Genomic DNA, 21,302 nt, shown 5'->3' on the forward strand with positions numbered 1-21,302 from the left:
GTCGGCGACGGAACGGCGCACCACTCAGGCCAGGAGCCCGTACGCGGCGCGCAGCGGCGGTGCCGCGCGCCGGTAGAGGCTGTCCGCGCCGTGCCGGTCGTCGAGCAGCCGGATGCGGCGCACGGCGGCTTCCAGGGCCCTCGCCTCCGGCTCACCGGCCCGGCGGGCGGTGCGGGGCGCGGGGGCAGGGGCGGTCGCGGGAGCCTGGGCAGCCGCGTCGCTCTGTAGGAACGCGTTCCGAAGCACGTCGTGCGCCGCCATCGGGGCCGGGGCCGGTGCGGGGGCCGCTAAGAGAGGCGGCGCGCTTTCCCGGCCCGCCGCCCGACCGCCGTCGCCGCCCGTACCCGGCGCCCGCCCCCGCACCGCCTCGCGCGGCGAGAAGCCCATCTGAATCAGTGAGAGCCCGGGGAACATATGGCGGAAGACTCGCTCGTAGGCGTAATTCGGGCAGCGGATCGCACCGGACTCGACCCGTCCGACATAGCGGGCGTCGCAGGAGACCTGTTCGCCGATCTCGCGGGCGGCCCGCCGCACCGCCGCCGCGAACTCGGCCTGCGAGCGCCGCCCGCGGAGCCTCCGGAAGGCGGCGTTCGGCCGGACCGTCGCTCTCGTCGCTGCTGCTGAAGCCGCTGAGGCGGGCGCGTTGCGCGGCACCATGGCCGGCCCCTCTCCGGGCGAGTGCCGTCCCGTGCGGAGGACCGGGCGGTGCTGCCGTACTGGCGTGTGTGCTGGCGTGCTGGCGGAAAACGACCGTACCGGTTGTGATGGGTTCGCTACACCCGGTTTGACTACAAGCCGGATATCCCATTGGGCATCCGCCATGAAATGCCATCCTTTGCGGCGACGCGGTGCCGTAGCCATTGACGCGTTCCGGCGTTGAACCCGGTGTACGGGAGCAGACGCACAGCAGCGCGGCGGAGGAGGGGTTTCCCTTGACGGAAGCCGGATGGGGCATCGGAGACGCGCAGGCGGGCGCGGTCGTACGGGCGGTCGGCGGCCGGGCGGCGCCACGGTACGCGTCGGCCGGACGCGCCACGCCCTCGCACGTAGCACCTCCGCAGGGCACCCCCCGACCGCCGGGCCCGCCGCAGGCCCCGTCGGCCCAGCAGACGGCGTCGATGTCCTCGCCCGCAGTGTCCTCGCCCACGGCGGCTTCGCCCACGGCATCTTTGCCTGCGGCAGCTTCGCCCGCGGCGGCTTCGGACCGGCAGGACCAGCAGTGCGACCTCGTCACCGTCCCGGCCCGCCAGGGGCTGGAGGCCGTGGACATCATTCGGCTGCGCGTCGGCGTCGGCCCGGTGCTGCACGACGGCGACGGCGACACCCTCGGCTTCCTCGTCCCGCCCGGCACCGCGGACGGGTGGGATCTGCCGGGCAGCGCCTGCACGCAGACGTACGAGGGCGGGACCCGTACGAGCCGCTCCGAGCCGCCCGTCACCGGCACCGGCTGGCTGGTGCCCCCGGACGCGGCCTGTACCGAGGCCACCGACCCGGCCGTGCTGCGGGCCGCGCTGGGCGAGGCCGCCCGCACCATCGAGGCCGTCGAACGCACCAGCCGCCCCGTTTAGCGGGCCCCCGGCCAGGGCCGTGACCACGGCAGACGCGATGCGGGCGATACTGGTGGGGTGGCGAAGGACAGACGGAAGCAGGGGCGCGGGCGGGCGGCGGAGCCGGTCTCCGAGGCCGTCGACGGCGGGCTCGCGGAGCTGGTGCCCGACCGGGAGCGCCCCCGCGCCCGTACGCTCCTGATCGACGGCGCGCCGCAGTCCCATGTGGACCTCGACGACCCGTCCTACCTCGACTTCGCCTACCAGCGCAGGCTCGGCCACATCGCCGACCTGGCGGCCCCCGAGGGGCGGCCGATCCAGGCGGTGCACCTGGGCGGCGGCGCGTTCACCCTCGCCCGCTACGTCGCGGCGACCCGCCCCCGCTCCACCCAGCAGATCGTGGAACTCGACGCTCCGCTGGTCCAGTTCGTCCGCCGCGAGCTGCCCCTGGAGAGCGGCTGGCGCATCCGGGTGCGCGGCGGCGACGCACGCGTGGGGCTCGCGAAGGTGCCGGAGGGCTGGGCGGACCTGATCATCGCGGACGTCTTCAGCGGGGCCCGTACGCCCGCGCACCTGACCAGCACCGAGTTCGCCGGTGAGGTGCGGCGGGCGCTGCGGCCCGGCGGCTTCTACGCCGCGAACCTGACGGACGGCCCGCCGCTCGCGCATCTGCGGTCCCAGATCGCGACGGTACGCACCGTCTTTCCCGAACTGTGCGTGACCGCCGACCCCGCGGTGCTGCGCGGCCGGCGGTTCGGCAACGCCGTGCTGCTGGCCGCCGACCGCGAGCTGCCGATCGCCGAGCTGACCCGGCGCGCGGCCACCGACCCGCAGGCGGGGCGGGTCGAGCACGGCCGGGCGCTGATCGACTTCACCGGCGGCGCGCCGCCGGTCGGCGACGCCGACGCGCGGCCTTCCCCGGCGCCGCCACCGGCGGTCTTCCGCTGAACAGGGCAGGAACGGCGGATCAGAAAGGCCGCTCCGCGACCCCGCCCGCCGCTTCCCCGGGATCCGCCCCCTCCTTCCCTGGCGCGTCCTCCTCGGGCCCTTCGTACATCCCCGGCACCTCGGGCAGCAGTTGGCTCGTACGGGCCAGCCGGGCGTACCAGTGCGCGCTGGACTTGGGCGTACGGGTCTGGGTCGCGTAGTCCACGTGCACCGCGCCGAACCGCTTGCTGTACCCGTAGGACCACTCGAAGTTGTCCATCAGCGACCAGAGGAAGTACCCGCGTACGTCCGCGCCGTCGCCGATGGCGCGGTGCACGGCGTTCAGGTGGCCGTGCAGATACGCGATCCGGTCCGGGTCGTGCACCGCGCCCTCCGGGTCCGGCTCGTCGTCGTAGGCGGCGCCGTTCTCGGTGACCATCAGCGGCAGACCGGGGGCCTCGCGGGAGAAGCGCATCAGCAGGTCGTACAGGCCGCTCGGGTCGACGGACCAGTCCATGGCGGTGCGCGCGCCGGGCGGCTGGTGGAAGGCGACATCGTCGGCGCCGGGCCAGGGGTTGTATTCGCCGGAGCCGTGGCCGTCGGCCCGCGGGGCGTGATTGTCAGTGGCGGCTGATACCACTGAGGGCGTGTAGTAGTTGACGCCCAGCCCGTCGAGGGGGTGCTTGATGACGGCCGTATCGCCATCGCGCACGAACGACCAGTCGGTGAGACCCGCCGTGTCCGCGATGAGGTCCTCGGGGTACGCGCCGTGGAGCATCGGCCCGGTGAAGACACGGGTCGAGAGCGCGTCCACCCGCCGCTGGGCGTCGAGATCCTCGGCCGACTGCGAACGGGCCCTGACCGCGCTGGGGTTGAGGGCGACGGAGAGCTGCGCGTGCGCGGGGAAGGCGGCGCGCAGCGCCTCGGCGCCGAGCCCGTGCGCCAGGTTGAGGTGGTGCGCGGCGCGCAGCGCGGCGACCTGGTCCGTACGGCCGGGGGCGTGCACCCCCGCCCCGTACCCCAGGAAGGCGCTGCACCAGGGTTCGTTGAGGGTCGTCCACAGTTCGACGCGGTCGCCGAGCGCCCGCGCGACGAGGTGCGCGTAGTCCGCGAAGCGCCGGGCGGTCTCGCGCTCCGGCCAGCCGCCCGCCGTCTCCAGGTCCTGGGGGAGGTCCCAGTGGTAGAGGGTCAGCATCGGCCGGATGCCGTGCGCGAGCAACTCGTCGACGAGCGCGCTGTAGAAGTCGAGGCCGCGCCGGGCGGCGGGGCCCCGGCCGGTGGGCTGCACGCGCGGCCAGGAGACGGAGAACCGGTAGGCGTTCAGGTCCAGGTCCGCCATCAGGCGCACATCGTCGCGCCAGCGGTGGTAGTGGTCCACGGCGACGTCCCCGGTGTCGCCGCCGCGGACCTTGCCGGGGACGCGGCTGAAGGTGTCCCAGATGGAGGGCGCGCGGCCGTCCTCCCGCGCCGCGCCCTCCACTTGGTACGCGGCGGTCGCGGCGCCCCAGAGGAAGCCGTCGGGAAAGCTCGCTGTCTCGTACTCGGACGTCATGGAAGCGCTCCCATAGTCGAGGTGAAGAGGGTGAGGTGAAGAAATTCAGGTGTTGTTCGTGCGTGTACGCGACTGCGTGCGTGCAGGTGCGCACACACATGTTCACGAGTGTTCACGTACGGGCGGGTGTGGTCGCGCGTGGGGGGAGAGGTGGGACGACTTGTCGCGTGGGGCGAGTTGGAAGGGGGAGACGGGGTAGCGGGTAGCGAAGCGGCGGGGTCAGGGCGAGGCGAGGGCGAGGTGGCTTGTGAGGGGGGTTCGTGCGACGGCTGGAGCGGAGTCGGATGGCGGCGGGGGCGGACTGGGGGCCGATCTGGAGCCGGGCCGTGGGACGGGGCCCGGAAGCACGCCGCGCGGTGCCGGCACGACGCGCGTGCGGTACCGAACCGCGCTTCGGCCATGATGACGGCCCGCACGGTTACGTACCCCCGGCCGGGCCCGGTGAGTGCGGTCCGTGTCGCTGGATGTCGTCGGATGCCGCCGGAATCTCCGGATGCCTCCGGAATCCCCGGTTGCGGGGAGAGGCGGACGGCCGGCCGGGGGACGAGTGCGCGGTTACGGACCGCCGGCGGACGATCCGCCCGCCGTGGCTTCGGGCCTGCCACTCTGATCAACTACTGTTCCGTACCGACGCGTTGCGTGAATCAGGGCGTACTGGGGTATGGGTGGTTCAGGTACTGTGGGAGCGCTCCCAGTCGTGACGCGGCGAAGAGCCGCCGCAGCCTGGCGGGGTGACGGCGGACAGTGACCGCGACCCCGCGACCGCTCCGACCACCCCGGCCGGGGCGTCGGCGGCAGCAGCGGCAGCAGCGGATTTCGATGGTGTGCGGTGCGACTTCCTGTGGAGGCAGACATGGCGGCGACCAGTGGGACCACACGGCGTGGCGCGCGGCGCGCCACGCCCACCCTGGAGGCGGTCGCGGCCCGCGCAGGCGTCGGCCGCGGCACGGTCTCACGGGTCATCAACGGCTCGCCGCGGGTCAGCGAACGCACCCGCGCCATAGTCGAGCAGGCCGTAGCCGAGCTCGGCTACGTGCCGAACCGCGCCGCCCGCGCGCTCGCGGCGGGCAGCTCCGACGCCATCGCGCTCGTCATCCCCGAATCCGAGACACGGCTCTTCGCCGAGCCGTACTTCTCCGACGTGATCCGGGGCGTCGGCGCGGAGCTCGCCGACACCGACATGCAGCTGCTCCTCACCCTCATCCGCACGCCCAAGGAGCGGAAACGCTTCGCCGACTACCTCGCCGCGCACCGCGTCGACGGGGTGCTCCTGGTGTCCGTACACGCCGACGACCCGCTCCCCGACCTGCTCGAAGAGATCGAGATGCCCGCGGTGCTCAGCGGCCGCCGCTCCGCCCGCGAAACCGTCGCCTACGTCGACTCCGACAACGTGGACGGCGCCCGCCAGGCCGTGGCCCACCTCTGCGCCCGCGGCCGACGCGCCGTGGCGACCATCACCGGACCGCTCGACATGTACGTGGCCCAGTGCCGCCTCGACGGCTACCGCGAGGGGCTCGCGGCCGCCGGGTACGCCCCCGACGACCGCCTCGTCGCGCCCGCCGACTTCACCGAGGAGGGCGGCCGGCGGGCCATGCGTGAACTCCTCGCCCGCAGGCCCGGCCTCGACGCGGTCTTCGTCGCCTCCGACGTGATGGCCTCCGGCGCCCGCCAGGTGCTCCGCGAGTCCGGCCGCCGGGTCCCCGACGACGTCGCGCTCGTCGGCTTCGACGACTCCGCCGTCGCCCGCCATATGGACCCGCCGCTGACCAGCGTGCGCCAGCCGATCGAGGAGATGGGCCGCACCATGGCGCGCGTACTCCTCCAGGAGATCGAGGAACGGACGGCGGAGCGCCCGCAGGTGGTGCTGCCGACGCGGCTGACGGAGCGGGAGTCGTCGTGAGGCCCCGTACGGCCCGTGGGGCTTGTCGGGTACGCCGGTCGGCGACAGGACAGGGGTGGCCGACCGAGGGCGGCGTCGCTACGGTGACCGGATGGATCAGGATGAACGGCGGCTGCATTCCTCGTCGTTCGGCACGGTGGCGGTCGCGTACGCCGACCACCGTCCGGACTACGCGCGGGCGGCGGTGGGCTGGGCGCTCGGACACGCCCCCGGTCCGCGCGTACTCGACCTCGGCGCGGGAACCGGCAAGCTGACCGCCACACTGACGGCTTCACCGGCCTCACCAGCTGCTGCGGATGCCCAGGCCGCCCTCGATGTCATCGCGGTCGAGCCCGATACGGCGATGCTGACCGAACTGCGCCGCTCGCTGCCGACCGTCCGCGCCCTGTCGGGCAGCGCCGAGGAGATCCCGCTCCCGGACGCGTCCGTCGACGCCGTGCTGGCGGGCAACGCCATGCACTGGTTCGACATGGCCGTCGCGGGCCCCGAGATCGCCAGGGTCCTCGCGCCCGGCGGCGTCCTGGCGGGCCTGTGGAACGTCATGGACGACGAGGCCGCATGGGTCGCCGGACTCGCGCGCGCCGGCGGGAGCGCGGTCATCGGCCCGCGTGACACGCCTGCCGCTTGGCGCACCGCGACCGCCGCCATGCACCTTCCCCAAACCGGCGGGGCCGCCCATTTCGGCTCACCGGAGCAGGCCGAGTTCCCGCACGGGCAGTGCCGCACCGCCGACTCCCTCGTCGAGACCCTCGCCACGCGCGCGGGCGTGCTGGTCATGCCCGAACAGGAACAAGAGGCCACCCTGGGCCGGATCCGCGAGTTCCTCGCGAGCAGGCCGGAGACCGCCCGCGGCGAGTTCACGCTCCCGATGCTGACGGGCGTGCTGCGCGTCCAGCGCCTGTGAACGCCGTCGACCGCCCGACGCGACACGACATGACACGGCTCCCCGCTCCGGTCTCCACCGCCGAGCGGCGTCCGGCCGATCGCCGCGGAATCTCCTACGTGCCCGCCATGCCCCGCAGTTCCTCCACGGCGGTACGGGCGGCGGCGCCGATGACGGCGTCGGCGCGCGGCAGTTTGTTGTCGGCGCGAGCGGCCTGGGTGAAGATCACGGCGGTGTACGCGCCGCCGTCGGGCAGTTCGATCACGCCCGCTTCATGGCGCATCGACCCAAACGTGCCTGTTTTGCCCGACACGCGCACGTCGTCGTACGGGAACCCGGAGGCGAGCCGGTGGGTCCACGCCTGCCGGCCCATCACGTCGCGCATGAACGCGCAGCTCTCGGGGGAAGCCGCGCGGTCCGTCCAGATCGCGTGCAGCAGCCGCGCCATGTCCGAAGGCGTGGCGGAGGCCTTGGACAGCGGGTTGTAGACGACGGCGGGAACCGTCGTGTCGTTGTCGGAGATACGTTCCAGCGCGTCGCTCAGCGAATCGGTCCCGGTCTCCGCGACCAGCTGGGCGAACGTGGTCGCCACGCCGCCATGGATGCGTGTGTCCGCCATCCCTAGATCCCGGCACACCTCGTCGACCGCCTCCGTGCCGACCCGGTGCAGCACCGCGTTGGCGGCGGTGTTGTCGGAGACGGTCATCATGAGGACGACCAGGTCGCGCAGCGAGACCGTGACCGGGTCCCGCAGGATCGAGATGCCGGTCGGGCCGGGCATACGGTCGGCCGGGCCGAGTGTCACGCGGCGGCACGGGTCGATCTGCCCGGCGTCCACGAGCCGGCAGTAGGCGGCCATCAGCGGCGCCTTGTAGACGGAGCCGATGGGCACCGGTTCGTCGGGGTCGATCACCACGCGCGCGGCCGGGCGGTGCAGGTCCGCCACGTGCAGCCAGCCTCGGACACCGGCGTCGGCGAACATGCCGCGGATCGCGCGCTGCGCGCCGCTCTCGCGCCTGGCCCCGCTCATTTCCCGGCTCCCGGTTCTGTTGTCAGCTCCTGGGATTCCGGAGCCTGGGGCTCCTTGGTACGGGACTCCCCGGTACGGATCTCCGAAGCCTGGGCTTGCAATGCCTCGGCCTGCAACGACAGGGCCTCCACCAGCAGCTGCGCCGTCCGCGCGATTCCGTCTCCGTCGGGCCCCCGCGAACCCCACACCACCCGAAGCCGCAGCGGCAGGGGCGGGTCCGTGGCCCTGACGCGGTCGACGCCGTCGGCGGTCAGGGTGCTGTCGGCCGTCACCATGACGGCCTGACCGGCGGCGACCAGCGCCAGTCCGGCGCGTTCGTCGGAGACCTGGACCGTTTCCACGCGGCGCCCGCGGCTGGCCAGGGTGTCGATGAACAGGTCGTACGCGGCGGGCGCCTCCTCGCGGGGGCGTACGGCGACGGGGCGGCGGTGCCGCGACTGAGGTGTGGGACGCGCCTCGGCGGGCTCATCCGATTCGGCTGAGGGGTCGGCCGGGGAAAGGAGCCAGGTCGGGAAGAGGACCACCCGCCCGGCGGCCAGGCCGTGCAGCACCGCCGGGTGCCGGATCACCGCGAGGTCGAGCCGCCCCGCCGCGGTCTCGGACAGCAGCGTGGCGGTCGGGGCCGTCACCACGGTGATGCGGTTCCGTTCCCCGGCGCGGCCGGGCGCGGAGGCCACCGCCGCCGCGACCCACGCCGGTACCTCGGGGGCCAGCCCCAGCCTGAGCCGGCGGCCGTCGGCCTGCTCGCGGGCCCCGGTCTCGCGGAGCTCCGTGAGCGCGGCCAGCGCCCGGCGGGCGTGCGGGAGCAGCAGCGCCCCTTCGTCGGTGAGGGTGACGCCGCGGCTGCGGTCGAAGAGGCGGACGCCCAGCATCGCCTCCAGTCGGCGCAGCCCCTGGGAGAGAGGCGGCTGCGTGATGCCCACGCGCTGCGCGGCGGTGCCGAAATGCTCCTCCTCCGCCAGCGCGACGAAGATTTCCAAATGCCGTTCGGTCAGCACAGCACCTCCCTGACGTGCACTTATATCGAGATCAAATCGCGTCGAAGTCGAGAGTGTATTCGACATGGCGCTGAAGGGCGGACTTCACTGGGCAGGCCGAACGAGCACACCGAACGAGCACACCGAACGAGCACACCGAACCGGCCCCCAAGGAGGACGTCGTGCCGAACCAAGAAGACGCGCCGTACGAAGAGGGCGCGCCGCACCGACCAGACCCGCACCCGGAAGTTCCGTACCGAGGCGGCCGGGAGAGACGCGGATCGCGTGGGCGATGGAGCGGCAAGCAGTGGACGTTCGGCGCGCTGGCCTTCGTCGTGCTGGTGGCGGGCGGCGGGTACGCCGGATATCGGCTCCTGGGGGCCGACGACTCCACTGATCCGCAGGTCACCGCCGCGACGGCGCGCCTTCAGGACTTCCTGGGTGCGTGGCAGAAGGGCCAGGCCGAGCAGGCCGGTACGTACACGGACACACCGGACGGCGCCAAGTCGCTCATCGCATCGGTGATGACGAACCTCAAGCCCTCCAGCACGGAGATCACCGCCGGGCGCGGCGAGCGGAAGGGCGACGGCGACGTACGCGTCCCGTTCACGGTGACCATGCGCGTACCGGGCGTCGGCGCGTACGGCTGGGACTCCCAGGCGCATGTGCGCCAGAAGTCCGGCAAGTGGACGGTGGAGTTCACCACGTCGATGGTGCACCCGAAGATGGAGCCCGGACAGACGCTCGCGCTGGCGAACTCCGCCAGGGCGGACATTCTCGACAGCAAGGGCGACAAGCTGGAGGCCGCCTCGCTGGTCGGGGTGGTGGACGGCAAGAGCGGCAAGGGCGTTTCGGGGCTTGAGGCCCAGTACGACGAGCGCCTCTCCGGGGGCAAGGGCCCGGGAAAGTCGGTGGTGGTGGCGGACCGCCGCAGCGGGGAGCCGGTGAAGACGCTGTCCGCGGAGAAGGCCAAGGAGGGCCGGCCGGTACGGACGACTATCGACCCGCGCGTACAGCGGGCGGCGGCCGACGCGCTGTCAGGGGTGAAGAAGACAGCGTCGATCGTGGCGGTGGACCCGCGCAACGGCCACGTCCTCGCCGCCGTCAACAAGCCCGGCGGCATGAACCGCGCGCTGGAGGGGCGCTACCCGCCCGGTTCAACGTTCAAGGTCGTCACGACGGCGTCGCTGCTGGATCAGGGGGTGCGGCCCGCGGACGTAGCGCCGTGCCCGAAGTTCGCGCATGTGAACGGCCAGCGCTTCGAGAACCAGAATCAGTTCGTACTGCCCGAGGGGTCGACGTTCAAGGACGCCTTCGCGCAGTCCTGCAACACGTACTTCGTCGGGGCCCGCGGCAAGCTCTCCGACACCGCGCTGCGGGACGCCGCCCAGGCGTTCGGCATCGGGGGCGGCTGGGATGTGGGCGCCAAGACGTATAACGGCAGCGTTCCGGCCAGCACCAGCGACAACGACAAGGCCGCGGGCGTCATCGGACAGGGGCGGGTGGAGGCGTCGCCGCTGGTGATGGCGTCCATCGCGGCGACCGTGAAGAACGGGAAGTTCGAACAGCCGGTGCTGGTTCCGGACGCGGTGGACAAGAAGTTCCGGGCCGCCCGCGACCTCGACCCGAAGGTGGCCGCCGATCTGCGCGACCTGATGCGCGCGACGGTGACCTCGGGCTCGGGCCACGCGCTGAAGAACCTGCCGGGCCTGCCGCACGCCAAGACGGGCACCGCCGAGTACGGAACCGAGAACCCGCCGCGCACCCACGCGTGGATGATCGGCTACCAGGGCTCGTCCGACCTCGCCTGGTCGGTGCTCCTGGAGGACGGCGGTTCCGGCGGCTCGGACGCGGGCCCGGTGGCGGCCGGCTTCCTACGAAATCTCGGCTGAGAAAGAGGAGCAATCGGCTGAGAAAGAAGAGCAAGAAGAGAAAGAGGAGACCGACTGTGCACATCACCGAAGCCGCCCCGTCCCGCCGGGCGGTATTGGGCGTAGGCGCCGGCACGGCGCTGGCGACCCTGCTGACCCTCTCCGGCGGTAAGGGCAGGGCGTACGCCGCAACGCCACAGCCCATCGGGGACCTTTCCCGGCAACTGCGGTCACTTGAGGACGAGTACAAAGCGCGGCTGGGGGTGTACGCCCTCGATACGGACACGGGCGCGACGGTCTCGTACCGCGCCGCCGAGCGCTTTCCGATGTGCTCGGTATTCAAGGTGCTCACGGCCGCGGCGGTGCTGCGCGATCTCGACCGCGACGGCGAATTCCTGGCCAAGCGCATCCGCTACACCGAGAAGCTCGTCAAGAAATCCGGCTATACCCCGGTCACCGGAAAGCCGGAGAACATCGCGAACGGGCTGACCGTCGAGCGGCTGTGCGCCGCCGCCGTCAGCGAGAGCGACAACGGCGCGGCCAATCTCCTGCTCCAGGAACTGGGCGGCCCGACCGCCATCACCCGTTTCTGCCGCTCGATCGGCGACGGCACGACCCGGCTCGACCGCTGGGAGCCGGAACTGAACTCGGCGGAACCCTGGCGCAAGACGGACATCACCACCCCCAGTGCGATCGGCAAGACATTCGCCCGCCTCCTCGTGGGCCGCGCGCTGGAAACCGAGGACCGCGAAACGCTGACGGCCTGGCTGGTGGCCAACACCACCGACGGCGAACGTTTCCGCGCGGGCCTCCCCGCCGACTGGATTCTGGCGGACAAGACGGGTGGCGGCACGCAGTACGGTGTGGCCAACGACGTAGGCGTCGTCTGGCCCCCGAAGCGCTCCCCGCTGGTCCTCTCGGTGCTCTCGACCAAGTACGACCCGAAGGGCCCGACGGACAACCCCTTGGTGGCGAGGACGGCAGCGCTGGTGGCAAAGGAACTGACCCGCTGACCTGACGCGGGCCCCGCCAGGAATTAACCTCGCAAGCTATGAGCACTATGCAGACGATCCACGACGTCCAGGTCCTGATATGCGACCCCGAAGGCGACCCCATCGCCGCCGAACGCGACGCCCTGGACCTCATCGGCAATGCCTCCTACCAAGGCGCCCAATGGGTCGTCATCCCCGCCGAACGCTTCGACGCTTCCTTCTTCCAACTGAGCACCCGAGTAGCAGGCGACATCGTCCAGAAGTTCGTCAACTATCGCGTGGGCCTGGTGGTCATGGGCGACATCTCGAACTACACGGAGGACAGTTCGGCGCTGAGGGACTTCATCCGCGAATGCAACCGGGGCCGGCAGACGTGGTTTGTGGCTGATGCGGAGGAGCTGGGGGAGCGGTTGAAGGGGTGAGGGGTGGGGCGGTATTGCCGTGGTTGGTGCGGCTTTCGTCTCGGACCCCACCACCGGCAATACCGCCCCACGCGGCAGCCCCAAAACCCGCACCAATAACGCCGCAGCCCCCGCCCTCAAACGGAATAGCTGAGATCCTTGGCAGTCAGCGATGCAGGCCGCAGCCGTACCCAAGCAGCCCCCGACACGGCCGGGTCATCGCGCACGTAGCGCCGGAAGCGGGCATCCCACTCGTCTTCGTCCGTACCGAGATACCGACTGAGTTTCCGCCGCCCCCGTGCCACGTCGAACGGCAGGACTTCCGCCTGCCCACGGGCAATTACCTGCCTGACCGACCCCGTTCCGACATCGCACACATCAACGACGAGCGCGATCGCGGGATCAGCCTGAACCCGGCCCAGCAACTTCGCCCACGGCCCGGTCAGCACCCAGAAAGCCTCGTCCTCCCAGAGAAACCACGTAGGCCGCACGGTCGGCCCATTGGTGGCCACCCGAGCGGTGAGCGGCTGAGCGAGAAACGCATCAACATCGAACTCTCGTTCCGTCATGCCTTGATCGTGCCACCCCTCGACCCGCCCATGCGTCAGTCCTCAACCACGCCCATGCCCATACCCAGGCCCGGTCCGCTCCCGACCGGGCGCAGACGAAGACGACTGAGCGAGCCGAGCGGAAATCTCCTTGCGCGCGTCCTTCGAGCCGAAGATGAGAAGCAAGTCCCCGGGCGTCTTTCGGCTGCTCTCGATGGAGACGTTTCCCCGCCCGGTCGCCTGCTTCTTGTCGAGAGCGGAGTACTCGACAACCATTGCCTTGTCGCCGCAGTTCAGTACGACGAACGCGGACCCGTCCGCGCCGGAAGACGAAGCGATGCTGTAGGGGCCGGCAGCGTACGGTCTGCTGCCCGCAGAACTCGCCTCGGGCCACTCAGAGGTCAGCTGTATCAGTCCCTTGCCCGAAGGTTCTCCATCGGAGACCGCGAGGCCGCATGCCTTGCCCTGGGTGTAGGCAACCACCTGATGCTCCCCCTGCCGCACTTCCCCCAGGGGCTTAGGCCCCTCCCCTGAAGCCGACTGAACCGACTGAATCGAGGAGAGCGAATCTCCGCTCAAACCGACGGACGGGAGCTTGGCCAACGAGGTGAAATCATCCGCCGCCGAAGTATCACTGCCGGAACTCTCCCCACCCTGCGCCGCCGTGCACGCGACACACGAAAGTAAGAGGGCGGCCCCCATGGCAAGTTCCCGAAGCGTTTTCTCCATGGCCCCAGCGTAGGAGCGGCCGCCTTCCTCCCCCAGAAGCCACCCGCGCCTGGGGCCACGGCCCCAGGCCGCGGTTTGGCCGCAGCGCGCAAAAGATCGGCCCCCAACCCGTTCTCCCAGGTCAGGGGCCGATCATCAAGGGTGAGTAACGGGACTTGAACCCGCGACATCCTGGACCACAACCAGGTGCTCTACCAGCTGAGCTATACCCACCATGTCCGGTGCTTTTCGCACCGGCCGAGGAAAAGTGTACAGGGTCTGGAGGGGTGCTCGCTCCCGGCTTTTGGCGGGGCCGGGAGCGAGCGGGGTCAGCGGTCCTGAGCAGGCAGGACGTGCTTGGCCGCGATGGCCTTCGCGGTGTCCGAGTCCGGGCCGGGCTGCGGGACGAAGATCGCCTCGCGGTAGTAGCGGAGCTCGGCGATGGACTCGCGGATGTCGGCGAGGGCCCGGTGGTTGCCGTTCTTGTCCGGGCTGTTGAAGTACGCGCGCGGGAACCAGCGGCGGGCCAGTTCCTTCACGGACGACACGTCGACGATCCGGTAGTGCAGGTAGCTCTCCAGCTCCGGCATGTCCCGCAGCAGGAAGCCGCGGTCCGTGCCGACGGAGTTTCCGCACAGCGGGGCCTTGCCCGCGTCCGGTACGTGCTTACGGATGTACGCCAGGACCTGCTGCTGCGCGTCCTCCAGCGTGGTCCCGGCGTCCAGCTCCGCGAGGAGTCCGGAGGACGTGTGCATCCTCCGGACCACCTCGGGCATGGTGACCAGGGCCTCGGCCGGCGGGCGGATCACGATGTCCACGCCGTCGCCGAGGATGTTCAGCTCAGAGTCGGTGACCAGCGCGGCCACCTCGATGAGCGCGTCATCCGACAGCGAGAGCCCCGTCATCTCGCAGTCGATCCACACCATGCGATCGTTCATGCGTCTCACCCTACGGGGCGTTCCCGCTGGCCGGGCAGGCGTGGGGTGTACAGGTCGGACTCCGGCTTCCCCGGTTCCGGGCGGTCCGGGACCGGGGGCGCCGCGGTGGCCGTCCCCGACACGGCGTGCGCGGTGGCGACGGCGGAACGGCGCATCGGCAGGGACGCCGACTCCCCGGCCCGCTGCTCCACCAGCTCCGGACGGTCCGGACGGTCCGATCGGTCCCCCCGATCCGCACGGTCCGCGCGCTCTGTCCGGTCCGGTCGGTCCGCTCGGTCCACCCGGTCGACGAGACCGCTCTGCGGCCTGCGCGCCCGGTACGCGGCCCGGTAGGCCGCCGGGGAAGACCCCAGCTGCCTGCGGAAATGGCCGCGCAACGCCACCGGCGAGCGGAATCCGCAGCGCCCCGCCACCTCGTCCACCGAGTAGTCCGAGGTCTCCAGGAGCCGCTGCGCCTGAAGCACCCGCTGGGTGATCAGCCACTGCAGTGGAGCGCTCCCAGTGAGGCTACGGAAACGCCGGTCGAAGGTGCGACGGCTCATGTACGCGCGGGCCGCCAGCGTCTCCACGTCGAACTGCTCGTGGAGGTGCTCCAGCGCCCACGCGACGACCTCGGCCAGCGGGTCCGCGCCGATCTCCTCTGGTAAAGACCGATCGAGATAGCGCTCCTGACCGCCGGTGCGCCGCGGCGGCACGACGAGCCGGCGGGCCAGGGCCCCCGCGGCGTCGGCGCCGTGGTCGTTGCGGACGATATGCAGGCACAGGTCGATGCCCGCGGCCGTGCCCGCCGAAGTGAGCACGTCGCCGTCGTCCACGAACAGCTCTCGCGGATCGACGTGCACGGATGGATAGCGCTTCGCGAGCGTCGGCGCGTACATCCAGTGGGTGGTCGCCGGACGGCCGTCGAGCAGGCCGGCCGCGGCCAGTACGAAGGCGCCCGTGCACAGCCCTACGATCCGGGCGCCCTCCTCATGCGCGCGCCGCAGCGCGTCGAGCGCCGCGGTCGGTGGTGGCCCGGTGATGGAGCGCCAGGCGGGCACGACGACGGTGCCCGCCCTGGAGAGCGCCTCCAGGCCGTACGGTGCTGTCAGTTCCAGTCCGCCGGTCGTTCGCAATGGCACATCTTCGCCCGCGCAGACCAGCAGTCGGTAGCGCGGAACGCCGGCGTCCTGGCGGTCGATTCCGAACACGGAGAGCGGGATGGAGCTCTCGAAAATGGGGCCGCCGCTGAAGAGCAGTACAGCGACGATCTCCCGGCGGCGGCGTCCGGAGAGCTTGCGCGTGGTCTCCGGTACGGTCGTGGAGTCCTGGCTCATGGCGCTAAGCCCCCCTCGGCGGTCGAGTCCTCTCGGTCCTGCACGTTTCCCCTCGGTCCTGAACGGTTCCCCCGCCGGTCATGGCCAAGATCGAATCTACTGTGTCGCATGTGGTCGCGGTGACCAGTTCACCACCCGGCTCTATGTCGACATGGCAACTTGGCGTAAAGCGTTCGATCACGAAGCGTTGCACTTGCAGGCCCCGCTGAAAAGTACGCCTCTCGCCCATGCCCAATCCCAGTGGGCCGCAACCGCTCTCCTCGGTCCTTTCGTTGCTGGTCGAGCGGCTGTTGGGGGCCCTGTAGGCCAAGGGATGTGCTTCGGCCTGAAGTTGGCTGAAAAGCTACGGGCGCATAGCTGGCGGTGCGTCAGTCGCCCGGCGCACGCCCCTCGCTGAGGTGCCCGCCCCGGTGCGCCCCCACGCCCGTACGCCCGTGGCGGCCCCGGTGCGGAGCGGCGCGTTCGGCGGACGACCGGGCCGCGTTCCGTTCGGCCCGGCGCAGCAGGGCCCGGCAGGCGCAGGTCACGGCCGCGAGCCCGACGGCCGAGCTGGCCGCGCCGCCGAACGACCGGCCGCACGCCAGCAGGACGAACGGGACCAGCGCACAGCTGAAGACCGCCCAGCGCACGAGGTCCCCCACCGAGTCGGAGGCGGCTGTGAAGGGGGTGTCGTCGGGGTCCGCGCCGGGGCGTCCGGAGGCGTCGTCGCGGCGCGCGTACCGCAGGATTCCCGGCACTGGAGAGCTCCCTACTGGTGGCGGTCGGCGGTACTACAACGCGCCCCCGGCCGCCGGGTCACTGCACCGCGCGCGTCAGGGCTACCCCCAAGGCATTGCGCTACGGGCCGCCCTCGTGCATGCTCCTCGGAACCCGCCTCCGGGCGGTTCGTCCCATGGGGCGGCCTCTGGGCAGGAGGCGAGTGTCGCCGTACCCTGGTGGGTAAGGACTTGGAAAGATGAATCCCGGACGGATTTCGTGCACCATGATCCGCCCGTTGTTCACTGTCCGACGACAACTCCAACCAGCCCACCGCCGAACCCCACCGCTGATCCCTCCGCAAGAGGATTTCCTTCGCCGAGACATCGATGGCCGGTCACGAATTCCCCGAACCCGCGGACCGCAAGAGGGTTGCCGATCACGCGGCGGCCCCCGAAGCGGCGGAAGAAACACGTCACTCCTGCGACCCGGCTTTCCGGCACGGCGTCGTCGTCGGCTTCGACGGATCCATGTCGAGTGAGCGAGCGCTTGCGTACGCAATCGGCATGGCCGTCCGCTCGGGCTCCGGCCTGATCATCGTCCATGTGGCGAACCGGCTGCCGACGACCGTCTGGGCAGGTTGCGAGCCCCCCGTCTTCGTCGACGTTCCCGACCACCGGACCGAGGTCCTCGGCCTGGAACTGGCGTGCGCGGACTATCTCTCCGAGGTCCCCTGGATCCTTGTCGAGCGCGGCGGCGACATCTGCCACGAGCTGGAGGAAGTCGGCCGGGAGTACTCGGCGGACGCCATCGTCGTCGGTTCCACGCACGGCCTGGTCGGCCGCATCTTCGGCTCGGTCGCCGGCCGCCTCGCGCGCCGCGCCCAGCGCCCCGTCGTCGTCATCCCGTAGCCGGCGGGCGTCGCTCCTCGCGGCGGCGTAGGTCCGTACGCGATGACGGTCCGCGGGGTGCGTGATGCAGGAGTGCAAACGGGAGTGGCCAGCGTCGTGCCCGTATGCCGTCGTGCGGGCGCGCGTCCGACGGGCCTCGCCGCCCGCGTCCGTACAGAGCGCTGGTACGGGCAGGGGGCGCCCCCACCGCTCCGCCCGCGTCCCATAGGGGGCGCGGCTCCGCGCGCGGCGGTCCCGCTGGGAGTGCGCCCGCGTGCGACGGCGGGCCCCACTACCCCGTACGCGACCCAGTCACAAGAAACGCCGATGGTTATCGGTCGAGTTGACTTCGGTCGGTCTCAAACAGTCGATAAATCTACCCATGCGTAGGGGTGGATTGCGTGTGGGTAGGGGGTAGACCTCGAACACAGCTTGCCGTCGACCGGGAGGTGACGGTTCCCGGGACGGCAGTCGCCGGTGCGAGGGCGGCATCGGCGCAGGGGAGGCGGCCCCTCCGCGCGCGTGGTGGCACGCGCGGAGGGGTAGCCCCCGACCGGCACCCCCGTGGCCGGCCCGCTCTCGTCCCCGCCCGTCGAGGCGGCTCCCGCCCGCGCCGATCGGGGTCGGCAGCGGCTATTCGACCGTCACGGACTTCGCGAGGTTGCGCGGCTTGTCGATGTCCCGGCCCAGCGCCAACGCCGTGTGGTAGGCGAGGAGTTGCAGCGGGATGCCCATCAGGATCGGGTCCAGCTCGTCCTCGTTCTTCGGCACCACGATCGTGTGGTCGGCCTTCTCCTGCTCCCGGTGCGCGACCGCGAGAATCCTGCCGCTGCGGGCCTTGATCTCCTCCAGCGCCGCGCGGTTCTTCTCCAGCAGGTCGTCGTCCGGGACGATCGCCACCGTCGGCATCGCGGGCTCGATGAGCGCGAGCGGGCCGTGCTTCAGCTCGGAGGCCGGGTACGCCTCGGCGTGGATATAGCTGATCTCCTTGAGCTTCAGCGACGCCTCCAGGGCGGCGGGGTAGCCCCGCACCCGGCCGATGAACATCATCGACTGGGCGTTCGCGTACTCGGCCGCGAGCTTCGCGATGTGCTCCTCGTCCCGCAGGATCTCGGCGATCTGCTCGGGCAGCTTGCGCAGGCCCGCGATGATCCGCTTGCCGTCGGCGACGGACAGGTCGCGGATGCGGCCGAGATGCAGTGCGAGCAGGGCGAAGGCGACCACCGTGTTGGTGAAGCACTTGGTGGAGACGACGCAGACCTCGGGGCCCGCGTGCACGTACACGCCGCCGTCGGTCTCGCGGGCGATCGCCGAGCCGACCACGTTCACCACGCCGAGGACGCGGGCGCCCTTGCGCTTGAGCTCCTGCACGGCGGCGAGGGCGTCGTACGTCTCGCCGGACTGCGACACCGCGATGTAGAGGGTGTCGGGGTCCACGACCGGGTTGCGGTAGCGGAACTCCGAGGCGGGCTCCGCGTCCGCGGGGATGCGCGCCAGTTCCTCGATCATCTGGGCGCCGATCAGCCCCGCGTGGTAGGAGGTGCCGCAGCCGAGGATCTTCACCCGGCGCACCGCGCGCGCCTCGCGGGCGTCGAGGTTGAGGCCGCCGAGGTGCACGGTGGAGAAGCGGTCGTCGATACGGCCGCGCAGCACGCGGTCCACCGCGTCGACCTGCTCGGTGATCTCCTTGTGCATGTACGTGTCGTGGCCGCCCATGTCGTACGACTCGGCCTCCCACTCCACGGTGGTCGGCTGGGCGGACGTGGTCGAGCCCTCGGTGGTGTACGTGCGGTAGTCGTCGGCCTTCAGGGTGGCCATCTCGCCGTCGTCGAGGGTGACGACCTGGCGGGTGTGGCTGACGAGCGCGGCGACGTCCGAGGAGACGAACATCTCCTTCTCGCCGATGCCCAGCACGACGGGGGAGCCGTTGCGGGCGACGACGATGCGGTCCGGGAAGTCCGCGTGCAGCACGGCGATCCCGTACGTGCCCTCGACCAGCCGGAGCGCCTCGCGGACCTTCTCCTCCAGGGTGGGGGCCTGGGAGCGGCCGATGAGATGGGCGAGCACCTCGGTGTCGGTGTCGGAGAGGAACGCGACGCCCTCGGCGCTCAGCTTGGCGCGCAGGTCGGAGGCGTTGTCGATGATGCCGTTGTGGACGACGGCGACCTTCTCCTCGGCGTCCAGGTGCGGGTGCGCGTTGACGTCGTTGGGCGCGCCGTGGGTGGCCCAGCGGGTGTGCGCGATGCCGGTGGTGCCCGCGAAGCGCTTGGGCAGCCGCGCCTCCAGGTCGCGGACGCGCCCCTTGGCCTTCGCGGACTTCAGCCCGCCGGTCTTGCCGCTCGCGTGCAGGGCGATGCCCGCGGAGTCGTAGCCCCGGTACTCCAGCCGCTGCAAGCCCTCCAGCAGCAGCGGTGCCACGTCACGCCTGCCGATGTATCCGACGATCCCGCACATGTGTTTAGCCCTCCCAGGGTCGGTGGTCGTGGGTGCCGAGCCGCTGCCCGGCCGGGGCCGCGCGACGGTGCGGTCGGGGCCCGGCGGGCGGCTCAGCCGTAGACGATGCGGCGCAGCTGCCGCAGCGAGAGTCCGGGCGGCGCCACCGCGCGGTGCGGCAGCTCGGCCGCGATCCGCTCGAAGATGTCCGGGTTGGTGAGCCCGCCGGACTGCAACTCGCGGTGGCGGCGGCGGACGAATTCCTCGGCCGTCTCGTCGAAGTACGCGAGTACGTCCAGCACCACCCGGGCGGCCTCCCCGCGTTGCAGGGGGGTGCTGCGCACCAGGTGGTCGACGAGGTCGTCATGGGACGTACGGCGTTCGAGCACCCGTTGATACTGATGATTTACGGGGCTGATCGCAAGAATCCTGCCCGATATCGGGCAGGATTCTTATTGGAGTGACTGTTGGGGTGGCAGAAGGAGACTTCAGAAGCGTTTCAGCACCGCCTGTTTGGCCGCCGCGAACTCCTCGGCCGTCAGTATCCCCTCCCGGTGCAGCTCACCCAGCTCCCGGAGCCTGCGCAGCAGCGTGTCGTGATCGTTCCCGTCGCCGCCCGGCTGCCCGCCGTCGCCCCCGGCCCCGCCCCCGCCGGCCGCCCCGCCCGGCGCGGCGTCGGCGGGCTTGGACAGCGCCACGGGCGTCTGGTCCGCGCCGGAAGGGTGCGGCATACGGGCCGTCACCGCCGCCGCGATCAGCGCCATCAGGGGGTCCTTCTTGAAGCCGTACAGCTCGACGGCGTACGGGTCGTACTTGGGCGGGGCCTGCGTGGACGCGTTCGCCAGGACGAAGCGGAGGTAGCCGTGCTCCAGCCCCGCGGACGGCTGCCACACCACCGACATCACATCCGACACCGAGAACACACGGGTACCCGCGGACTTCTTGGCGTCTTCGGTCTTCCAGTTCCACTCCAGCCGCACGGTCTCCCCGTCGAAGGCGGCCACGCCGTCCCCGGCGCCCACCGACAGCGGCACCGCGGGGCCCGGCAGCAGATAGCGGTCGCACGGGCCGTTGCCGATCTGCTCCAGCAGCAGCGCGTTGCGCACCTCGGTGACGAAGTACTCCGCCACGCCCGTGCGGTCCGGCTCCACCGAGAGCTGATACGGGTCGGCCGCGTCCGGCAGCTGCCCCCGCGTGACCTGGAGCAACGGGTCCGAGCCCTCGCGCAGCCGCAGCCGCAGCCGCCCGCTCTTGCGCCCCGCTTCGAAGGCGATGCCCGCCACCGCGGCGAGCGGCACCGCCAGCTCGCCCAGCGTCTGGCGCATGAGGTGCACCCCGCGCTCACGGCCCGGCACGATGCGCACTGTCTCGCCGTCGAACGTCCACACGCCGTCCTTCTGCATGATCTCCGCCATGGGATGAATTCTTTCAGGCGAGTTCGCGGTGCTGCGGGTGCGCCGCAAGCTGCGGCAGGAACGGCGGCAGGAACGGCGGCAGGAGCGGCGGCAGGAGCGGCGGAGGCAGGCGCCGCCTTGACCGCTCGCGGGGCAGTTGGTACCCAGGTGGACGTTCGTGCGCGCCACTTTCCGTACACAGCCCGTGAAGGGACTTCCTGTGAGACGCAGCGCCCGGCACCACCCCCACAGCCGCCCCGCCGGCTCCCTGCCCCGGCTGATCTTCTCCCTGCTGCTGG

At 71.3% G+C, this 21,302-nt stretch carries 19 protein-coding genes, 1 tRNA gene and 1 pseudogene; 8 read left to right on the forward strand and 13 right to left on the reverse strand.

The annotated features are described in order from the left end of the window. Positions 1–30 precede the first annotated feature (30 nt). Positions 31–657, reverse strand: a pseudogene (locus ACFU99_RS03710) (tetratricopeptide repeat protein); the annotation flags it as partial. Positions 658–1,118: 461 nt separating this feature from the next. On the opposite strand from ACFU99_RS03710, the gene ACFU99_RS03715 reads away from it, so the two are divergent. Together ACFU99_RS03715 and ACFU99_RS03720 are read left to right on the forward strand one after the other, a co-directional pair. Then, the gene (locus ACFU99_RS03715) at positions 1,119–1,568 is read left to right on the forward strand and encodes a hypothetical protein (RefSeq protein ID WP_384385266.1); all 450 of its coding nucleotides are present in this window, start codon (positions 1,119–1,121) and stop codon (positions 1,566–1,568) included. A gap of 57 nt (positions 1,569–1,625) precedes the next feature. Beyond that, the gene (locus ACFU99_RS03720) at positions 1,626–2,495 is read left to right on the forward strand and encodes a spermidine synthase (RefSeq protein ID WP_384385210.1); all 870 of its coding nucleotides are present in this window, start codon (positions 1,626–1,628) and stop codon (positions 2,493–2,495) included. A 19-nt stretch (positions 2,496–2,514) separates the two neighbouring features. Here ACFU99_RS03720 and ACFU99_RS03725 read toward each other — a convergent pair whose 3' ends face one another. Further along, positions 2,515–4,026: a GH1 family beta-glucosidase gene (locus ACFU99_RS03725; RefSeq protein ID WP_384385213.1), complete on the reverse strand. Its 1,512-nt coding sequence runs from the start codon at positions 4,024–4,026 to the stop codon at positions 2,515–2,517. An 853-nt stretch (positions 4,027–4,879) separates the two neighbouring features. Between ACFU99_RS03725 and ACFU99_RS03730 the strand changes: the two genes are divergently transcribed. Both ACFU99_RS03730 and ACFU99_RS03735 read left to right on the forward strand, forming a co-directional pair. Beyond that, positions 4,880–5,926 carry a LacI family DNA-binding transcriptional regulator gene (locus ACFU99_RS03730; protein ID WP_384385215.1) on the forward strand — a complete coding sequence of 349 codons (1,047 nt, stop codon included), beginning with the start codon at positions 4,880–4,882 and terminating at the stop codon, positions 5,924–5,926. Positions 5,927–6,017: 91 nt separating this feature from the next. Further along, a complete protein-coding gene (locus ACFU99_RS03735) occupies positions 6,018–6,830 on the forward strand; it encodes a class I SAM-dependent methyltransferase (RefSeq protein ID WP_384385218.1) in 813 nt (270 codons plus the stop codon). A gap of 94 nt (positions 6,831–6,924) precedes the next feature. Here the strand turns inward: ACFU99_RS03735 and ACFU99_RS03740 are convergent, their stop codons facing one another. Together ACFU99_RS03740 and ACFU99_RS03745 are read right to left on the reverse strand one after the other, a co-directional pair. Beyond that, the gene (locus tag ACFU99_RS03740) at positions 6,925–7,839 is read right to left on the reverse strand and encodes a serine hydrolase (RefSeq protein WP_384385221.1); all 915 of its coding nucleotides are present in this window, start codon (positions 7,837–7,839) and stop codon (positions 6,925–6,927) included. After that, a complete protein-coding gene (locus tag ACFU99_RS03745; RefSeq protein WP_384385224.1) occupies positions 7,836–8,837 on the reverse strand; it encodes a LysR family transcriptional regulator in 1,002 nt (333 codons plus the stop codon). The genes ACFU99_RS03740 and ACFU99_RS03745 overlap by 4 nt, the downstream gene beginning before the upstream one ends. Before the next feature lie 302 nt (positions 8,838–9,139). Here ACFU99_RS03745 and ACFU99_RS03750 point away from each other — a divergent pair, with 302 nt between their 5' ends. Genes ACFU99_RS03750 through ACFU99_RS03760 form a run of 3 tightly spaced genes read left to right on the forward strand, consistent with a single transcriptional unit; the run spans position 9,140 to position 12,101 of the window. Then, complete coding sequence (locus ACFU99_RS03750; protein WP_384385269.1) at positions 9,140–10,708, forward strand: penicillin-binding transpeptidase domain-containing protein; 1,569 nt, start codon at positions 9,140–9,142, stop codon at positions 10,706–10,708. Between the two features lie 56 nt (positions 10,709–10,764). Further along, positions 10,765–11,700 (forward strand): class A beta-lactamase, encoded by a 936-nt coding sequence (gene bla / locus ACFU99_RS03755; RefSeq protein ID WP_384385226.1) that lies wholly within the window; start codon positions 10,765–10,767, stop codon positions 11,698–11,700. Between the two features lie 38 nt (positions 11,701–11,738). Continuing rightward, positions 11,739–12,101, forward strand: coding sequence for a DUF4180 domain-containing protein (locus ACFU99_RS03760; protein ID WP_384385228.1), 363 nt, complete (start codon positions 11,739–11,741; stop codon positions 12,099–12,101). Positions 12,102–12,217: 116 nt separating this feature from the next. Here the strand turns inward: ACFU99_RS03760 and ACFU99_RS03765 are convergent, their stop codons facing one another. From ACFU99_RS03765 to ACFU99_RS03790, 6 genes are all read right to left on the reverse strand, one after another. After that, the gene (locus ACFU99_RS03765; protein ID WP_384385230.1) at positions 12,218–12,649 is read right to left on the reverse strand and encodes a pyridoxamine 5'-phosphate oxidase family protein; all 432 of its coding nucleotides are present in this window, start codon (positions 12,647–12,649) and stop codon (positions 12,218–12,220) included. Positions 12,650–12,691: 42 nt separating this feature from the next. Then, positions 12,692–13,357 carry a hypothetical protein gene (locus ACFU99_RS03770; protein WP_384385233.1) on the reverse strand — a complete coding sequence of 222 codons (666 nt, stop codon included), beginning with the start codon at positions 13,355–13,357 and terminating at the stop codon, positions 12,692–12,694. 140 nt (positions 13,358–13,497) lie between these two features. Continuing rightward, positions 13,498–13,570, reverse strand: a tRNA-His gene (locus tag ACFU99_RS03775). A gap of 95 nt (positions 13,571–13,665) precedes the next feature. Next, a complete protein-coding gene (orn, locus tag ACFU99_RS03780) occupies positions 13,666–14,274 on the reverse strand; it encodes an oligoribonuclease (RefSeq protein ID WP_384385236.1) in 609 nt (202 codons plus the stop codon). 5 nt (positions 14,275–14,279) lie between these two features. Next, positions 14,280–15,590: a helix-turn-helix domain-containing protein gene (locus ACFU99_RS03785; RefSeq protein ID WP_384385239.1), complete on the reverse strand. Its 1,311-nt coding sequence runs from the start codon at positions 15,588–15,590 to the stop codon at positions 14,280–14,282. 368 nt (positions 15,591–15,958) lie between these two features. Further along, positions 15,959–16,327 (reverse strand): hypothetical protein, encoded by a 369-nt coding sequence (locus ACFU99_RS03790; RefSeq protein WP_384385242.1) that lies wholly within the window; start codon positions 16,325–16,327, stop codon positions 15,959–15,961. A 348-nt stretch (positions 16,328–16,675) separates the two neighbouring features. Between ACFU99_RS03790 and ACFU99_RS03795 the strand changes: the two genes are divergently transcribed. Further along, positions 16,676–17,197, forward strand: coding sequence for a universal stress protein (locus ACFU99_RS03795; protein ID WP_384385245.1), 522 nt, complete (start codon positions 16,676–16,678; stop codon positions 17,195–17,197). Between the two features lie 612 nt (positions 17,198–17,809). Here ACFU99_RS03795 and glmS read toward each other — a convergent pair. The 3 genes from glmS to ACFU99_RS03810 form a co-directional block, all read right to left on the reverse strand. Next, entirely contained in the window at positions 17,810–19,630 is a 1,821-nt protein-coding gene (gene glmS, locus ACFU99_RS03800; RefSeq protein WP_384385246.1) for a glutamine--fructose-6-phosphate transaminase (isomerizing), read from the reverse strand. 92 nt (positions 19,631–19,722) lie between these two features. Further along, positions 19,723–19,998 carry a hypothetical protein gene (locus tag ACFU99_RS03805; RefSeq protein WP_384385249.1) on the reverse strand — a complete coding sequence of 92 codons (276 nt, stop codon included), beginning with the start codon at positions 19,996–19,998 and terminating at the stop codon, positions 19,723–19,725. Positions 19,999–20,097: 99 nt separating this feature from the next. After that, positions 20,098–21,024, reverse strand: a complete 927-nt coding sequence (locus ACFU99_RS03810; protein WP_384385251.1) for a DUF4429 domain-containing protein — start codon at positions 21,022–21,024, stop codon at positions 20,098–20,100. Positions 21,025–21,302 lie beyond the last annotated feature (278 nt).

It is taken from the genome of Streptomyces sp. NPDC057654 (assembly GCF_042800135.1).
Taxonomy (GTDB): domain Bacteria; phylum Actinomycetota; class Actinomycetes; order Streptomycetales; family Streptomycetaceae; genus Streptomyces.